Here is a 17030-nt window from a genome sequence, read left to right as displayed (position 1 = left end):
ATCGAGCCGGGTCGCCGGGGCAGGATGCTCCGTTCTGTCAGTCGTACTCACTTCCGTCTCTCCAAGGACCTAGGATGTTGCAATTGAATTGGACCGGTCGACACCGTTACCGTCGGGCCGTCTCGATACAGGCAGCAGCATTCGCACCGCCGTTCCGATGCCGACCTCGGACTTGATTTCAAGGACGCTGCCGTTTTCTCGGACAAATGCTGAACCTGGCCGAGACCGAGACCCGAACCTTGCCACGCGGAACCGCAAGTTTCGGCACGACGATGCTTTGGAGGATGACCTTGCAACGCCGGCGAGGAAAATCACCTCTCGCCATGGAGTCGATAAACGGTCGTTATTGCCGCTCGCTGCGCGGCGTGATGCCGTAGCGAGGAATGCCACAAGCCGCATGGCACTCGAAGCCGACGTTTTTATTCAGGCTTCCAAGCGGCGTTCAGTGGCTAAATCTGCAGCCGATGCCGTTGCGGCTTGCACAACTGGTACCGCGAGATTCGCGTAGCGAGCCCCGAGAGAAGTTCTTACATGGCGTACGGAACGGCAAAAAGCGCGCGGGGCACTGTGGGTCATTCATGACCGGCATGAGTAACGGCGCTGACTTCACAGAGCATTCGTGGCGGTTATGGATATGATAGCTTTACCGGAATGGTCGCCGGATTTAGTTGCTGAAGGCACTGGCTGGAGAGGACGCGGCGCTGCAATCTCGCACGAACTCCAAGACTTATTTTGCGCTGCTGCCGGCGTACACACTCGTCGAGGCTGGTGGATCAATCATTCGAACGATCGGGACCTAATCATGACCAAGATCCGCGAAGTTGTCGTCGTAAGCGACCCAATCAACCATGGCGCGCTGGTTGGCCACGTCGGCGAATCTCAGTTTTCTGTCGGCGGCCCGGATGGCGTCGGCCACATATCTTCTGGTCCCAATCCTTACGACCTTCTTGGCGCATCTCTCGCCGCATGCACCGCTATGAGCGTTCGTTTTCAGGCTCGGCGCCAGAAACTTCCGCTGGAGCGAGTGGAAGTGAGCGTCAGCTTCCACCACGGCGCCCAGGGCGAAAGAGATTCGTTCGAGCGCACCCTCGTGCTGGGGGGAGAACTCGACGCGCAACAGCGAGCGTTCTTGCTGGAAGCCGCAAACCTTTGTCCCGTTGGCAAAATTCTCGGTATTAGTGCGGATATTAACACACGCCTCGACGCTACCACGTCCGGCCGCGACGAAAGCCCTCAGGCCAACTATGAGGATGATCTGGCTGAATTCCAAATTCCGAATATCAATCCGGATTGAGCGTCTCTCGTGCCGTCGATTGCTGCACCGGGGCACCGCGGCCTGTCATGCATACCCCAACTCTCTCTCACGCGTGTCCTCGCGCGGCATTGGCTCCGGTTCACTGCTGCGTTTGACGCACTTTGATCTTCGCGCGCCGCGTCGATGGCATCGATTCCATAGCTACAGGTCATTGGACCATCGAGTTTCGCGGTCGTATTTTTGCTCGCCTGCAAGGGAATTCGGAAGATGACGACATACCACACACAAGGAGGTGGACGATGAAGGCGATCGTCGTAACGGACAAGGCGGCGGGAACGGCCGGGATGAAGCTGGTGAAGCGGCCCGAGCCGCAGGCAGCGATCAACGACGTCGTCGTTCAGGTTCATGCATCGGGATTCGTCGGGACTGAGCTGACGTGGCCCTCGACGTGGACCGATCGCCTCGACCGTGACCGGACACCGTCGATTCCCGGGCACGAACTGGCCGGAGTGGTCACCGCCCTCGGCTATGGCACGACGGGGCTGTCAGTGGGACAGCGGGTGTTCGGCCTCACGGACTGGACTCGCGACGGCACCTTGGCGGAGTACGCGGCCGTGGAGGCACGCAACCTCGCGCCGCTGCCGGGCGACGTCGACTTCACGGTGGGCGCGAGCCTGCCAATCTCGGGCCTGACTGCGTGGCAGGGATTGTTCGAGCACGGCCGCCTTCAGGCGGGGCAGAGCGTCCTCGCGCACGGCGCAGCCGGCGCGGTCGGGTCGATGGTGACGCAACTCGCACGATTGGCCGGCGCTTACGTCATCGGCACCGGACGTGCAGCCGATCGTCAGAAGGCGCTCGAGTTCGGCGCGCAGGAGTTTGTCGACCTCGACAACGACGTCCTCGAAGACGTCGGCGGAGTCGATCTGGTGTTCGATGTCATCGGCGGCGACATCGGGAAGCGTTCCGCGCGCATGATTCGAGCTGGAGGAACACTTGTGTCCATCGTCGGGCCGAGCGAGGCGCGGCCTGACCACGGCCTGGCGGTCGACTTCGTTGTCGAGTCCGATCGTGCTCAACTGAGTGAGATCGTCCAGCGGGTGCGGGACGGACGACTGCAGACGAACATCGGCAACATCGCGACCCTCGACGAAGCCGTTGCCGCTTTCAATCCGAGCAAGCGGATCAGCGGGAAGACGATCATCCGCGTTCGTCCGTGAGCGACACGCGCCTTCGATGCACGCGGCTGGCTGCGTCCTATCCTTCGGCGCAGCCGCGATGATCTATGCGGCCCGCTCGCGAGGCCTGGGTTCGACGCCGATGATCGGTTTCGATGCCGAAGTAGTGCACCGCGAGTTCGGGCTGGCTGAGGACGAAGTGCCGGTCATGCTGTCGTCAATAGGGGAGCGTCCGGGAAACTGGCCGCAGAGGCCGTGCCGTCCGGTGGCCGATGCGTTGAATCTCGTATAATTTTGTTTCTAAAATCAATAACGTGGGGGGACTACAATGCCAAGATGTGCCGCTCTAAAGTCGGAACAGGTGCCGGCCGATTCGAAACCGAACCTCGATATGTTCACCAAGAACATCGGGTTCACTCCAAATATGATGGCGACCTTCGCGGCGAGCCCGATCGCGTTCAACTCATGGGCCGCTCTGCTCGGCTCCTTGAGCAAGGCGCTCGACGTGAAGACGCGTGACAGCATCGGCCTCGCTGTCTCCGAAGTGAATGGCTGCGACTACTGCCTGACGGTTCACAGCTTTACGGCCGATCATATGGCCAAGCTACCGGCCAATGAAATCATTCTCGCTCGGAAGGGCCATGCCAGCGACCCGAAGCGGGACGCCGCCGTCCAGTTTGCGCGCAAAGTCATCGAGACCCGCGGCAAGGTCAGTGACGCCGATCTGAAAGCCGTCCGCGATGCCGGCTACACGGATGCGAACGTCATCGAGATCGTCGCGCTGGTTGCCATGTACTCCCTGACGAACTTTTTCAATAACGTGTTCGATCCCGAAAATGACTTTCCCGCCGTTGCGCCGGCAGGCTCGATCTGAACTCTATCCGGTCGCATCGACCATCTCCGAGGGTGCTTGGAGCTTTTATGTGATCCGAGCGTAACGCCGCAGCCTCGATGCACCCAGGAAAGATTCTTGGGAACGCGTCGGGGCTTTTGGTATATGCCGACAAGGTTGGGATAATTTAGCATGCCACGATCATCTCCGCGGCATTGCTTCCTCTCGACCTTGCCGGCCGGCTGACTACGGACACAGCACGGGTCAGTCTCGCGGGATGAAGTCGATGTGGGGCCCGGCTCGATAATGAACACTGCGAGCGTCGCGAGACCGCAGGTGCCTGCGGCGATTGACGTCGCCATGTGAAATCCTGAAAACAGCTGAGGACCGCCCTGCTGCAGGACGCCGCCGAGCAGGGCAATGGCGAAGAGCGACCCGGCGCGCGAGACCGCGCTGTTGACGCCAGATGCGGTTCCGACGCGATCGGGCTCGACGGAGGTGAGGACGAGGGTCGTCAACGGCGCGATCGCCAGGCTCATGCCCAGCGCCAGCAACAGGATGGCGGGGAAGATGTCTGCCCAATAGGTCGCGCTCGGACCGATACGCAGCGCCATGGCGCATCCCAAGGCGACGACGGCGCCACCGGCGAACAACGGCAGGCGCCGGCCGAACCGGCGGCAGAGCATACCAGCGAGCGGCGAGACGACCGTAATCAGCACTTGCAGAGGAATGAAGGCCAGGCCCGCCACCAGCGTCGGCAGGTGCGCGCCCCGGATCATCAGGAACGGGATCAACGTTAGCATGACCGTGAACGCTCCGAAGAGGAGCGCGGTGAACAGGTTCGCGCCGACGACCGACCGCGAGGCGAAGAGGGACGGGGGCAGCATGGCGTTGTCGCCTAATCGCCGTTGGGTCACGATGAGGCCGGCTAAGCCGCCCACACCGACGATCAGGGTGACGAGCACCCAAAGGTTCGGACCGGAACCGTTGGTCAGGTTGGTCAGCCCCGCGCCCAGCCCGCCGAGCCCGACTGTCGAAAGGACCGCGCCACCGACGTCGACCCGGGCGTGGCTGGTCGGGACGTCCTTGGGTATCCACACGGCGCCGACGGCCAGCGCGCCGACGACCACAGGCAGGAGCATCAGAAAGGTCGTCCGCCAGGACCCGTGATCGAGGATCGCGCCCGCGATCGCGGGCGCGACGCCGCTGGCGACAGCCGCGGCGGCGGACCAGATGCCGACCGCACGGGCTTTCTCGTCGGCGGGAAAAGCCTGCCCAAGCACGGAAAGGCCGTTGGGCAGGATCATGGCTTCGCCCAAGCCTTGCAGGAAGCGGCCGACGATAAGCGGTGCGAAACTCGGTGCGAAACCAATCGCGGCCGCGCCCAGGCCGTAGAGAGCGATCCCCCCGAGGAAGATCCGCTTCTGTCCGAACCGGTCACCCAAAGCGCCGGCGACCAGGGTCAGGGCCGCGAGCGGCAGGAACTCGGCGTTCATCACCCACTGCAGGTCGAGCGGCGACAGGCGCATGTCTCGTCCAATCGCCGCGAGCGCGACCGTGACGACGGCGCTGCTGACGAACACGAGGCAGCAGCCCAGGCTCGACGCGGCGAGTACCTTGGTGCTGCCCTGCGCGCCGACGGCCTTAAGCTCGGAGAGCGCAAGGCCGCGGTCGGTCAGGATCAGGGACGCGCTGCTCACGACCTAATCCTCAGGTAAGGTCGCGCGATTCGCGGCGCGAGCTCATTGACCAGCAGCCCGAAGCCAGCAGCAGCTGCGCCAGCACGGTGTCACGGTGATCGTCGACGCCAGTCTGAAGAGCGGCTCCATCACTGAGAGCTGCCGTGGCCCACATACGTCAGGCGGGATGTCGTACCGCCGTGCCTTGATTATTGTCGATAATGTACCGCCAGAACCCATCCGCGCCGCGCCGCATGATGTCGCTCGCTGTGCCGTGCATGTGCACGATCTTGCCGTCAGGACCTGTTCCGTCAATTGACCAGTCCAGCACAATCTGGGCGGTGTCGCCGCCGACGAACACATGGCGCACATTTGCCTTCAGCGGCAGGCCGAGCTTGATATCGTGCTCGAGTATGGCCGTGAACTCGGCGCGATCAGTGATGGTTCGCCCGTCGTTCGCGACGAATACCGCCTCCGGGGCGTACAAGGCCATCATTGCCTCGATCTTTCCGGAGTTAAATCGCTTGAGCAGAGACGGGATAACGCCTTCGGGTTTAGTTGGGAGTGGAAAGCTCTCGGACATCAGGGTCTCCTGTTTTCTGCTGGGCGCTATTCGGTAAGATTTGCGAATGTCGCAGTTATTGATCGCAGTGCCGGACGAATTTTTCCAATAGCCGGCGCGTATAGTTTTCATAGCGGCCGGGAATTGTGCCGCGACGGTCCTCATCGCCATTCGTAAATCAAGGCAAGTTGCGCAGGCTACTGCGTCACGCCCGCGCGGCGAGCCGCAATAAAGATCGCCTATCGATTCTATGGCGAGAGTGATTTCCCTCTCCGGGGTTCGACCGCCACAGTGTGAGACCCGCTTTCAGAAACACCTACAACCTGAAGCGAGACTGCAAGTGACCACCCCTACAAACCAGAGACGGCGAGCTTGTCGCCAGGAGGCGCCAGAATCGAAGCCATCCTCACAGGACAGTCCCCGTGCCGAGGTTCGCTCGCGGGGCGACGCTCACCTCGGGCGCATTGAAAACTGAGGTCGTCAGCAGGACCGCAGCGGCGAGAACCCAGTAGTACCAGGCATCAAGCCCGGTGAAATGGAAGGCGAACGGGGCAATGACGAAGACCACGCCCACGGTGCGGTCCACCCAGAGATGCAGCCAGTAGGGGATGACCCGGACGAGCCCCGTCGGGTGGTCCGTGAGAGCCGCCAGCAGCAGTGCCGCGACGCCGGTCACCACCGAAAGCCACAGCGCGACAGGGCCGCTCTGGCCGAGTTTCAGCAGGAATGGCGCGACCATCAAGACGATGGCGACAGGATAGTCGATTAGGTAGGCGTGGATGGATTTTGTGATGAAGCGGAAGGACATGGCGTAACTCCTGCGTCTGTGCTGCTCGATCGAGTTCTTGCGACACCGAGAGTAGAGGCTGCGCACACGAACGGCGGGTCGACCGCGTTGTGATCGATGAGCCACCCGTGCTGCCACCGAGTTATCCCGATGATGTGCAGGGTGAAAGTATTCCCGTCTGCGCGCTGTTAGAAATGCCGGATCGTTATTGTTTTCATTCCACTCCGGGGCCCGCGTCTATAAAGCTTTCAGACGCCAACGATCCCCGCGCAGGATCAGGGTAAGCGCTCGGGTAGAAATTTCTTCCGTTCGAACGCTTCCTGTTTGCCCATCCTAACCGATACCAACCTAGCACCGGCGGAGCTGAGTAGCGATTTAAGCTGCTTCTATCTGACTTTCGGCCGCAACCGGTAAGCAGAGCTTTATGCATGTGCCCTGTTGCGGCGTGCTGTGAACTTCAATGTGGCCGCGCGCCTGATCAACAAAATGGCGTATCATTGGAAGTCCAAGCCCTGTTCCAACACCTTGTGGCTTCGTTGTAAAGAATGGTTCGAATATCTGTTCCAGGACGTCGGAGGTAATGCCGCATCCAGAATCAGTGACGCATAGGGAAACATACTCTTGGCTATCGTCGCCTTGGGGCGAGTAAGTCTCGCTGGTCTCGATTGTAATAATACCTCCCTCGGGCATAGCGTCTCGGCTGTTTATCACAAGGTTTATGATCGCACACTCGAGCAGGTGAGAATCACATCGGATCCGAGTTGCTGAATCCGATAAGGCCAAGCGTAGCACGATTCCTTCTCCGACGACGCAGCGCAGCAGATCATTCATTGAAAGGATGGCATCGTTAAGTTGAAATAGATTGTCTGATTGATGAAGCGTTCTACGCGCAACGCTCATGAGACGATGCGCGAGCTTGCTGGCGCTAACTAATGACCGTTCCGCAATTTCTACAAGAGAACCGAGGTCAGACGTGCACCCCGCGGCAACGCGCACACGTATCAGGCTGAGGGCGCTGGCCATGTTCTGCAATCTATTATTGAAGTCGTGAGCAACCCCGCTTGCGAGTACGTCCATCATATGCATGTCGTTGTCTCGCCGAACGGTCTCATGGAAACTCATGCAATTCGCGCCTCCAGCCTTGAAGTCCGCTTCGCTTTGCAGCGCGCCAATGACCTCTCGCAACTCGCTCACTTCCGGCGGTCCTAAAATTGCTTTCCCGCCTTGAAGGCCGCGGCCCGTGCCGCGCACCGCGCCGGCTTCACGAGTAGTCACCGCCGCTCTGCTGACTGAGGTTGCCGAGGTAGTCGCGCTTCCCGATCTTCGCTCCGAGGCGCCGAAGGATCGCGTGCGCAATCGAGACGTGGAAGAAGAAGTCGGGGAGTACCAAGTGCCGGATATAGTCGTCGCCGCCGAACCAGCCGCGCACGATAGGCGGCGTCAGCTCGTATGTGTGGGACTGCGCGCTGGCAATCTCGTCCGGCTGCACGCTTTGCAGGAAGCCGCGCGTCTCAAGAAGCCGTCCCTTCAACGCCGGATACAGCATCGGGGTGTTGCGGGGTGCCGGCGTGTCGCGCTGCATCAGCTTCGCCATGTGCGCGTCGACCTTGTTGCAGCTTACGGAAAACTGCTCTCCGAAAGTCAGCATGTCGGACGCGAGCCGCTCGCCAAGGATCCTTCCAGGCTCAATCCCCCTGGTCCGCTCGAGCGCTCGGGCGTGGTCGAGATAGTCGTCCATCACGTTCAGTCCGTGCACCATGACAGGAACCGTGATGTCATACACCGAGAAGGACACGTCGAACTCCATATGCTCGTCTGTACTCTGAACGGCGGTTGGACCCGAAAGGTCGATAACCGAAACGAATGGTCACAATAGGCTCTTCAATCTTCCGGCTTGCCGCACCAGCTTGCGGGATTCGACATCACCTCCGCGAAATTGCGGCCAGCGCCCACGCATACGGTCGCCTAGTGACGCAGGACGGGATATCCATTCACATAAATCCAGTCCGTGGCCTCGGCAGGCACGTGGCACCCCTGGCAATCGGAATGGTAGTCCGTCGAGGTGGTTTTGAGCGGCTTGTCCGCGTCGAACCACGACCATCCCCACCCGTCGCCCCACAACGGGTTGCCGGGGTGCGTTCCCTTGCTGTCTCTCACCATGACGAACCAGCCCTTGAGCTTGTCGGCGTGGCTTACCGTGCCGGTGGTCATCTCGTTCGTCGAAGTCTCGAAGACCTCTTTCACCAGAACGGCGCCGTCCGGGAAGTGCCCCGTCTTCCGGTAGGCGTCGATCGCCCCCGGGGAAGCGTAGACGGCGTGGATTTCTTTCGAGCCCTGGCCGCCGTCGGCGGCAATCGCCCAGCTCCCGAGCGCTTGGTAGAGGGTTTGGTAGTCCGCCGGCACGCGCAGGTGCCCGGCGGCGTCCACCACGTTCGCGGTCGGGCCGGCCGGAGCCGACCCGCTGATCTGCGCGAGCGCCGCGACGGTGCCGGCGACCAACGAGACGGCGACAGACAGGCCGACAGTCCTCGATAATTTCATGGGGGTCTCCTTTGCTGCTCGCGCACGGCACGGCGACTCGGCGCAGCGGCTTCAATCAGTGTTTCAATCGCTGTGAAGGCGACCGCGTGTGCTCGGCCATCCTAGCAGACCCATAGATCGGGCGCCGCCGGCGAAATGAGAAATTCCCTTTGGACATGCATTCGATAGTCGGAGGTATCGTCCAAATGCGCTATGCGCGCCGGCGTCCCATCCGTCCGCGATCAGCCGTCGAGGAGTGCGCCGTACTCGGGGTGCCGGGCGGCGTAGGAGGACATGAAGGGGCACTTCGCGATTGCTCTTTTCCCGTCGCGTCGCAACGCTTCGAAAACGCCGTGCGCCAGCCTCGATCCGTACCCTTGGCCGGACAGCTCTTGTGGCACCTCCGTGTGCAGCAGGACGACGCGACCGTCTTCGACCTTGTAGTAGGCGACTGCGAGCGCGCTGTCGCCGAGGGGCATTTCAAACCGGCTCATTGTCGGATTGTCCCGGATGTCGCTTTCCACCTTCCGCCTCCCTCACCAGGGCGTGGAAGCGGCCTGGCGCAGCGCGGCCAGGATTTGCGCCGGCTCCTCCCGTATCGTGAAGTCAGGCTCGACGAACGCGCTGCGGATCCGGCCTTCTGCGTCGATCACGTAGGTCGCGGGAATGGGTAGCATCCAGACCGATGACCCGTGTCGGGCGCCGAAGTCGAAGCCTAGCCCGGAATAGTGCGCTTTGGTCTCGTAAGGCACCCGGAAGAGTACGCCATACGACATGGCAACGCCGTAGTCGACGTCGGAGAGCACCTTCAGGTCCAAGCCCAGGCTCCGCTTGAGCTGCCGCGGGAAGTCCCTCGTCTCGGGTGTCACCACTGCGAGGTTCGCGCCGACGCTCGCGAACTCTTCCTTCGCGGCCTGGAGGGCGCAGAGCTCAGCGGTGCAGAACGGACACCAGCCGCCTCGGAAGAAACTGAGGACGAGGGGGCCGTTGCGGCGCAGCTGTTCAGAGGAGTGGAGACGGCCGTCGGCGTCCGGCAGGAGGAAGTCCGGCGCGTCGTCTCCGACCTTCAATGCATGCGATGCCACGTCTGTATCGCGGAGCCAGCCTACGAGGTGGTTGTATGACTCCCAATCCGCGGCGCTGAACGTCGTCAACAGCTCGGTGCGAATCCGGGCGAGTGTCTTGTCGGTCTGGTTTGGCATCGGTGGAGCGTCGTCAGGCTGCTGATCGATTGGCTGGAAGCGGTTGGCCGTCGGCGTGCGTGTCGTGATCATGCGGGCGCGCTCGCCACCTCCGGGACCGTTGCGTGCGGCACGCCCCGGTTGGGGACTTCGAACGACCAGTCGCGAAGCCGCGTGACCTTGACGAAAGCGTCCAGCGCCGGCGAGTAGCGGCGTCCCTGCACAGCCAGTAGCCGCACCTCCCGCGAAACCGGGTCGCCTTCGAGCGGAATGGTCTTGAGCGTCGGAAGGCGCGGCATGTGCTCGGGCGCGAGCATCACGCCGAAGCCAGCGGCGGCCATGTGCTGCAGGTGTAAGTCGTGACTGCTGCAGTGGCCGAGGTGGGGCGGTTCCTCGGGGAAATACAACTGCTGGATCTTCGGGGCGACGTCGCATTCGGCGCGTTCCAGCAAGACGGTCTCGCGGAGGTCGTCGATCCCGATCGAGGGACGGTTTGCGAGCTCGTGTGTCGGCGCGAGAACCGCGACGTAGCGCTCCTCGAACAGCGACCAGTCGTCGATGCGGGCGGGCACGTCCTGCACGTCCCCGACCATTGCGGCGTTGATCTCCCCCTCAAGCAAGAGGTCGACGAGCTTCTCCGCCGCGCCCTCGCGCAGCTCGACGTGAAGTCCAGGGACGAATTTTGCGATCTCCGCGATCGGATCGAGGACGAGCGACGCCGAGATGGAAGGGGCGAGGCCAATCTTCAGTGGCGCAACCTCTTTGCGTTGGAACTCCTGAGCCCTGCGACGCACGGCCTCTGCCGAGGCCAGTGTGCGCTCCAGCATCGGAAGGACTTCCTTTCCAAGGTCGGTGAGCTGCGTCAGCTGGCGTTCGCGGTAGATCAACTGGCCGCCGAGCTCCTGCTCGAGCTTCTGCACCCCCTTGGTCAGGGCGGGCTGCGTGACATTGCACTGCTCGGCTGCGCGGGTGAAGTTGAGCGTGGACGCGACGGCGAGGAAGTAGCGAACTTGATGAAGCTCCATGGGTTGTTCTCCGTAGCACTCGACGACGTGACGGGGCACGTCGCAATCATGGGGCGTAGATGCGACTTGCATGCACACGTTGGAACGGCCCGGTCTATTGATTTGGACGCACGGACACGCTTTCTGGAGCCTCTGAGAGTCGGGCTAGTGCGCGGCGAGATGGGCGAGGACCGGGATCAGTGGTGAAGCCGCCGTTGATCGCGTGGGTGATCCCCGTCGCGTAGCCCGACTCGTCTGAGAGGAGGTACTCTACAAGACCGGTAACGTCTTCCGGTGTGCCGTAACGTTTAAGCGCGACGGACTCTGCAAAGCTTTGATCAGTGCCCGCAAAATCTGAACTGCAAGGGTAAAGGTCATCTTGCTTGCGATTACCCCTGGGCTGCAGGCATTTGCCCTCACCCTACGTAACGAGCTGTGCGGATGCCTCACCAATTTCGAATTCACGGAGACAAGCGCCCATGACGTCTCAGCTAAGCCACGGCGCCGGCTGGCCACTCTGCATAATGTGTCTGTGGACGCCGCCGAGCGGCTTCACACCGGCTGGCGTCGCAGCGTTGCAATCCATGCGTTGCGCCATCTGACATCTCCCGTTGATCGCGCCGTCTGCATTGAACGGTCTTCATGGACTTTCTCCTCTTGCCACTCGGGAAGTGCTCCTGTGCTGAACTAGACAAAAGTACCAAGAATGCGAAATAGTAGTGTACTACGGTGGCATGACGAAGACCCTGCACATGAACGTCGACCGCTCCGCCAACACACCGCTCGCCGAGCAGATCCGACACGGAATTGCGACCGCGATCGAAGCGGTGTGCTCGAACCGGGCGCCCTATTGACGGGACGATCAACAGCGCCGAGCGCTTCTCGTCGTGCCAGGTTGCGGTGTCAGGCGTGGAGGGTCGCGCCGCCCCTGGCATCTGCGTAGTACTGAGGCGCCTCGCGACGGTCGTATTTCCCGTAGTCGCGCACGATCCGCACTTTCCGGACCCTCGCCTTGTCATTCGGCGCGGAAGCGTCTTCGTAAGCCTGCGCCGCAACACCGTCCTTCCAGGATATAAGCAGAATCAGGTCGCCGGGCGTGAGCATGGCGTCGAAGATGTCCCAGGACGTGCTATCGGCTGCCCACGGATTCAGGCCGAGCCACTCGGCGCAGTCGTACGGGTTGTTAGTCTGCTTCCACTCCGCGGGGCGCGTCGCGTTGATCAGCGTGACCGTCGTTCCCTCTCCGACTTCGGTCTCGTCGAGCCGCTGCTCCGTGAGGGCGTACCCCCGGGGCACCTGATTGTCGGCAGTGATCTGGCCGACGCGGAGGTGGTAGTCCGCGAGGATTTCGTCGCGGCCCTTCTGCTGGACCTCATGATGACGCATGCGGGTGCGCCAGCGGACGAGCGACTTCTCGTCCCGCCAGTTCGAAAGCGAAAGGATCCAGCCCTCGCGGGTCAGGCTCTTGTAGCGGATGTTGTCGACGAAGCCTTCGACCTGCTCCAGCTCGGCGCGCAACATCTTCGCGTTGTCGAGGTAGTCATCCCAGTTCCCTTTATTGGGGAGGACCTCGAAAATCACTGAAAACATGATCGTATCTCGCTCCTTGAGTGCTGCGACGTGGTCGATCGCGACGTCGAAGTGCCCCGCCCACGCGCCGCGTTCGCGGCAGAAGACAGGTGTTGTGCGCTGCATGAGCGCGGTACCCGCCGGAGCATGGGATTCCGCGCGGCGAACGGGAAATGACGTCACGCTATAAAGTCGATAGCTGCGCGTTATGATGGCCGTAGGTCTTCCGCATCGGACTCGCGTGCACCCGAGGCCGACTGCTCCAGCAGTTCGGTCAGGACCCTGAGATCACCGCACGCCGCTCGGGCGTCGCCGAGAGTTCCGCCCGGGCGAGTCCTCGCAGAGGAAAGCGCCGCACTTCCGCCGCAGCGTGCCAGGCGTCTTTCAGTCGATAACAGTCGGCTATCGACTCCATGGCGAGAGGTGATTTTCCTTTCGACCGCCATGGACTCAATCTTCGACCTGTCGTCGGCCGGCCGGGCAGGCGTTTCCAAGCGCCACCGACATCTCGGCCGCCAGGATCGCCGTGTTCGCCGCGTCGATTCTTTCGGCCTTGTCGTTGGGACTGCCCCGCTCTGGGGAGCTTCGCGCCAGGAGCTTGAGAGGCGCCGCAGAGCGCCGGTACGCAAGTGTCATAGCCCGCCGGTGTTAATGCGGGATCGTGAACGGGAGGTCTTTCGATGATTCTACCTACCGGTACGACAGTAGCCGTCGCCGACGGCGAGACGATCCGTCTGTTCCACAATACAGGCGTGAAATCTGGGGTGCACTTGGTCGAGATCACGGCGGCTCCGCCCGTGCCCGCCCACTCAGGCTCGGGTACGCGGCGTCACACCGGCTCTGCCAACCCCGATGGCAGGCGGCTCGTCGAGGACTTCGCGGCAGCGACGGCCGCGTTCCTGAACAAGCTCAGCCTGGACGGGACCATAGAATACCTGGTCGTTGTCTCCGACCCCAGGACCCTGGGGGAGATGCGCAAGCACTTCCACCGCGACCTGAGAGGGAAGATCATACGCGAGCTCGCGAAGGACTTCAGCCGGCGTCCGCTTGAGGACATCGCCTCACTGATCGCGGACGCCTGACGCGCCTTTGGAAACGGCCGCCGCCGGCCAGGACTTGCTACTTCGACGTCGCACGCGCCAGAAAGTCCGTGAGCGCGCGGCGATCCTCGGCTGAGCCAATTTGCTGCTCCGGCATCTTCGTGCCGGGCGTATAGGCATTCGGTCCGATCTCGAACAATTTTGAGACGGTTTCCGGCGTCCAGACGATGTCCATCGTCTTGAGCGCTTCGGAGAAGCGGTAGCCCGGCAGCGAGGCGATCTTTCGGCCGTAAATTCCGGCGAGCGTTGGGCCGGCACGCTGGACTTCGGTTTCCGACAGCGTGTGGCAAGCGACGCAGGCCCTGAAGATTTCGGCGCCGTGATCGCCGGCATAGGCGGCGAGCGGATCGGTCGATGTGCCAAACACGTTTGAACCGACGGCATCGCCGGTCAGTGCATTCCAGCGCCTGATCTTGCCGTCAGCGCCGCCGGTCAGGAGCGTCGCACCATCGGGAAGGAACGCAACCGACCAGACCGCCAGGTTGGGACCGACGAGCTTACGCAGCGTGCTGCGCGCCTTGCGATCGACGATGGACACGGTGCCACGAACGCCGGCCGCGGCAATCATGGCGCCGTCACCCGAGATCGCCAAGGCGACGATCGACGTGCCGCCGGTCGCGACGTCGCCGCTCTCCTTCCCGTCAGAGGTCATCATGCGGATCCTACCGTCCGCCGCGCCTGTGACGATTTCGCCATCCGGCGCGATCGCAACTGCGTTCAATGGCGCCGGCAACGTGGCAATCTCGGACGTACCATCCGCCAGGCGCCAGACCCTTACCGTTCGGTCGTAGCCTACGCTTACGACCGACCGTCCGTTAGGCGAGAAGGCAACGCCGTTGACGTTCTGCGAATGCCCCTCGAGCACGCGCGACGTGCCGTCCGACAATGACCAAAGCCGCACCGTACCGTCCCAGGAGGCGGATGCGATTGTCGACACATCCGGCGAGATGGCAAGGGCAACGATTGGCCCCGTATGGCCTTCAAAAACTTTGTCAGGTTGCTGGCGGTCTGCCGTCCAGATCGCGATGCGTCCATCCGCGCCGGCCGTTGCCATTCTCCTGTCCTTGAGAAAGGCGACGGCGTTCACCGCGTCCGAATGAAACCGAAGCACTTGCTCCGCGGCTTCGGTCGTGAGCGACCAGCGGATCGCGGCAGTGTCAAAGCTTCCCGACAGGGCCGTCTTACCATCGCCTGAAACGGCAATCGCTCGTACAGGTCCGCCGTGTCCCATCAATTGGGCAGATGCAGTTCGCGGAACCAGAAGCAGCGAAGTAGTGAGAACCGCGGCAATGAGACGCAAAATCACACTCATTAAGTCTTCCCACGCGATTGCGATGGACTTCGTTCCCATCCTGCCTACCTTTCTCTAACGAGGCGACGGATCTTCCGCGTTGTCAGTAGCTATTTTTGCGGGGCTACGATGGCCTTATTTGAGAGAGATTGCAGCGGGTAGCCGGAATCGAACCGGTCGTCATTGGTTTGGAGGACCGAAGCTCCCAATCCTAAAGAGAATGTTTCAAATGCCTTTCGGTCATGAGCTCCTCCATACTCCGTTGGAAGGTCGGGATCTGGACCGAATTCAGGGGTGACCGGGGCACCAAGTCGAAGCCACGCGGCACCGTCGTGAAGGGTCAGGTTCATTTCCGTAGTTTCGGCCGTGAACATAGTTACAGTTTTGGGGCGAGCTGGTAAAAAGACGAACGTGACATGCAGACTGCATGCCCATCCCTGGGAACGCTCGTAGGTTCAAAAACCGTCTACGCCCCGTTGATCGTTAGGTTGACGTAGCGCAGATGCGCGGATCGCTCTCAGGCGGGTGCAATTGTATTTGGATACGGAGCACCAAATGGATTCGACGCTGGAGCTTGCGGAACGGCAGATCGCGGAGCAGCTTTCGAACCTGGCGCGCGAAGCGGAGATCGGTCCTTCGGCCCCGCCGACCAGCATGAAGACATCTCGCGCGCCACTGGCAACGGTTCATCAATTAGCGAATTGGCGCTACCTGGAATTAGCGAATTGGCGCTACCTGGCTTTCGTCTGCTCTCTGGTTGCAGTATCCGTTTGTGCTGCTGCTTGGCGGTGGTCGTCCTCCGCTCATACGGCGACGATGGCTCCCTCGGACGCAGCACCTCCGACACAGGCCCTGCCGGAAGCAGTCGTGCCGTCTTCCGTCGCCCTATCTTCCGACTTCGCGCAGCAGCTCCAGCCGATGACGCGTGATCTCGCTGCCTTGAGGCAAGATGTCGAACAGCTTAAGTTGAGGCAAGAACAACTGGTCCGCGACAATGAAAATGTCGTGAGCCAACTCAAGGCGAGCCAGGAAGAAACGGCGCGTAACAACAGCACCATCGACGAGATCAAGGCGATCCAGATCCAGATGGCGCGCGAAAACCAGACGCTCACCGAGCGCCTTAACGCGAGCCAGGAACAACTCGCCCGCGTCATCGCCAACGCTTCAGCGCCAAAGGTGACGTCTGAAGAGTCAAAGGTGAGCCCCGAAGAGCCAAAGGTCATGCCCGAAATACCACTGCCGCGTCCGCGGCGGTCGGCCAGTGTTGCCCAGGCGCCAAAGCCAGGGCCAACCCCGGCAAGAGCGCAAGCCGGAAAACCGCAACCGTCGTTCGCCTGGCCATGGTCAGCGCGCTAATGCCGTGACCGACCTGCTCCCTGCGACGGCACCTAAAGTTGTAGCGGCTCGCTGACTGGGGACCGCGCATTTGGCGCGTACTCTGCTAGCGTGGCTGCGGATGCACGAAAGCGGCACAGCGACGTCGATGGTCTGAGACGAGCGCGAAGAGCACGAACTCGTCATGATCGAAATAGCTCGCGCATCCTGGTGGCGATAGCCGGGATGCCTTTGGGGAAGTGCAGCACTGGATAGAGGTGCTTGAGTTTGCCACGGCTGCTCCGCAGCTACTCAAGGGGTGGCCGCCGGGAGTCACGCCTTTGAAATTTCCTGATTATGGTTTCGATGTGGATGTTCCCCGTCGAAAGAAGTTCCGGGAGAACTCGTTCCCGGGAACGCCGTCCAAACGCCACAATGGTAAAGAGTCGCGCGCTGTACTCTTCGGATGGGCCCCCAGTTTGCAGAGCAGTTTTTCGTGGCTCTTTTTTTGAACGTCGTGGTCTTGTTCGAGAAATAGAAGATCACGAAAGCGATTTTTTTTGATGCCCTACATTGTCCATCATGATGTCTATCAATTTCGCGTGTGGTGCCTGTTGACTGCGGAGACAGGGGATCGCTGCCTCTGAGTTGCAGAAACTCGGATTGTATCAATAGGCGAGCACGGAGCGGAACAATCAAGCAAATCGTGGTGCGACGATGCCTGCCGCCTTTGCTGTGGCGGGCAAGGCAAAGGCATTTTC

At 61.5% G+C, this 17030-nt stretch carries 16 protein-coding genes and 2 pseudogenes; 7 read left to right on the top strand and 11 right to left on the bottom strand.

The window, feature by feature from the left end:
• Positions 1-802 precede the first annotated feature (802 nt).
• The 4 genes and pseudogenes from K288_RS51000 (at position 803) to K288_RS50995 (ending at position 3304) form a co-directional block, all read left to right on the top strand.
• The gene (locus K288_RS51000) at positions 803-1294 is read left to right on the top strand and encodes an OsmC family protein (RefSeq protein WP_160169026.1); all 492 of its coding nucleotides are present in this window, start codon (positions 803-805) and stop codon (positions 1292-1294) included.
• 260 nt (positions 1295-1554) lie between these two features.
• Positions 1555-2472, top strand: coding sequence for an NADP-dependent oxidoreductase (locus K288_RS0130525; RefSeq protein WP_027582967.1), 918 nt, complete (start codon positions 1555-1557; stop codon positions 2470-2472).
• A 40-nt stretch (positions 2473-2512) separates the two neighbouring features.
• A pseudogene (locus tag K288_RS0130520) lies at positions 2513-2722 on the top strand (nitroreductase family protein); the annotation flags it as partial.
• Positions 2723-2758: 36 nt separating this feature from the next.
• Positions 2759-3304: a carboxymuconolactone decarboxylase family protein gene (locus K288_RS50995; protein ID WP_084799809.1), complete on the top strand. Its 546-nt coding sequence runs from the start codon at positions 2759-2761 to the stop codon at positions 3302-3304.
• Between the two features lie 392 nt (positions 3305-3696).
• On the opposite strand, the pseudogene K288_RS54955 reads toward K288_RS50995, so the two are convergent.
• The 9 genes and pseudogenes from K288_RS54955 to K288_RS0130465 form a co-directional block, all read right to left on the bottom strand.
• A pseudogene (locus K288_RS54955) lies at positions 3697-4962 on the bottom strand (MFS transporter); the annotation flags it as partial.
• Between the two features lie 157 nt (positions 4963-5119).
• On the bottom strand, positions 5120-5524 hold the full coding sequence (locus K288_RS47020) for a DUF4440 domain-containing protein (RefSeq protein ID WP_064737368.1): 405 nt from the start codon (positions 5522-5524) through the stop codon (positions 5120-5122).
• 385 nt (positions 5525-5909) lie between these two features.
• Positions 5910-6311: a hypothetical protein gene (locus K288_RS0130495; protein ID WP_027582964.1), complete on the bottom strand. Its 402-nt coding sequence runs from the start codon at positions 6309-6311 to the stop codon at positions 5910-5912.
• 354 nt (positions 6312-6665) lie between these two features.
• Positions 6666-7565 (bottom strand): ATP-binding protein, encoded by a 900-nt coding sequence (locus tag K288_RS47015; protein WP_152535753.1) that lies wholly within the window; start codon positions 7563-7565, stop codon positions 6666-6668.
• Positions 7552-8085 carry a DUF1993 family protein gene (locus K288_RS0130485; protein ID WP_160169025.1) on the bottom strand — a complete coding sequence of 178 codons (534 nt, stop codon included), beginning with the start codon at positions 8083-8085 and terminating at the stop codon, positions 7552-7554. The genes K288_RS47015 and K288_RS0130485 overlap by 14 nt, the downstream gene beginning before the upstream one ends.
• Positions 8086-8255: 170 nt before the next feature.
• On the bottom strand, positions 8256-8831 hold the full coding sequence (locus K288_RS0130480) for a cytochrome P460 family protein (protein WP_027582962.1): 576 nt from the start codon (positions 8829-8831) through the stop codon (positions 8256-8258).
• A 221-nt stretch (positions 8832-9052) separates the two neighbouring features.
• Positions 9053-9334: a GNAT family N-acetyltransferase gene (locus K288_RS0130475; protein WP_027582961.1), complete on the bottom strand. Its 282-nt coding sequence runs from the start codon at positions 9332-9334 to the stop codon at positions 9053-9055.
• Between the two features lie 12 nt (positions 9335-9346).
• Positions 9347-10084, bottom strand: coding sequence for a peroxiredoxin-like family protein (locus tag K288_RS0130470; protein WP_027582960.1), 738 nt, complete (start codon positions 10082-10084; stop codon positions 9347-9349).
• Positions 10081-11016 (bottom strand): LysR family transcriptional regulator, encoded by a 936-nt coding sequence (locus K288_RS0130465; RefSeq protein WP_027582959.1) that lies wholly within the window; start codon positions 11014-11016, stop codon positions 10081-10083. Before K288_RS0130465 ends, K288_RS0130470 begins: the two co-directional genes overlap by 4 nt.
• 698 nt (positions 11017-11714) lie before the next feature.
• Here K288_RS0130465 and K288_RS55540 point away from each other — a divergent pair.
• Positions 11715-11849: a hypothetical protein gene (locus tag K288_RS55540; protein ID WP_256378855.1), complete on the top strand. Its 135-nt coding sequence runs from the start codon at positions 11715-11717 to the stop codon at positions 11847-11849.
• A 49-nt stretch (positions 11850-11898) separates the two neighbouring features.
• Here the strand turns inward: K288_RS55540 and K288_RS0130455 are convergent, their stop codons facing one another.
• Positions 11899-12690, bottom strand: coding sequence for an antibiotic biosynthesis monooxygenase (locus tag K288_RS0130455; RefSeq protein ID WP_244443312.1), 792 nt, complete (start codon positions 12688-12690; stop codon positions 11899-11901).
• Positions 12691-13244: 554 nt separating this feature from the next.
• On the opposite strand from K288_RS0130455, the gene K288_RS0130445 reads away from it, so the two are divergent.
• Positions 13245-13646, top strand: coding sequence for a host attachment protein (locus K288_RS0130445; RefSeq protein WP_027582956.1), 402 nt, complete (start codon positions 13245-13247; stop codon positions 13644-13646).
• 37 nt (positions 13647-13683) lie between these two features.
• Here K288_RS0130445 and K288_RS0130440 read toward each other — a convergent pair whose 3' ends face one another.
• Complete coding sequence (locus K288_RS0130440) at positions 13684-14976, bottom strand: c-type cytochrome (protein WP_027582955.1); 1293 nt, start codon at positions 14974-14976, stop codon at positions 13684-13686.
• 534 nt (positions 14977-15510) lie between these two features.
• Here K288_RS0130440 and K288_RS0130435 point away from each other — a divergent pair.
• A complete protein-coding gene (locus K288_RS0130435; protein ID WP_027582954.1) occupies positions 15511-16311 on the top strand; it encodes a hypothetical protein in 801 nt (266 codons plus the stop codon).
• Positions 16312-17030 lie beyond the last annotated feature (719 nt).

It is taken from the genome of Bradyrhizobium sp. Ai1a-2 (assembly GCF_000426245.1).
GTDB lineage: Bacteria > Pseudomonadota > Alphaproteobacteria > Rhizobiales > Xanthobacteraceae > Bradyrhizobium.
This window is presented reverse-complemented; position numbering and strand designations above follow the sequence as displayed.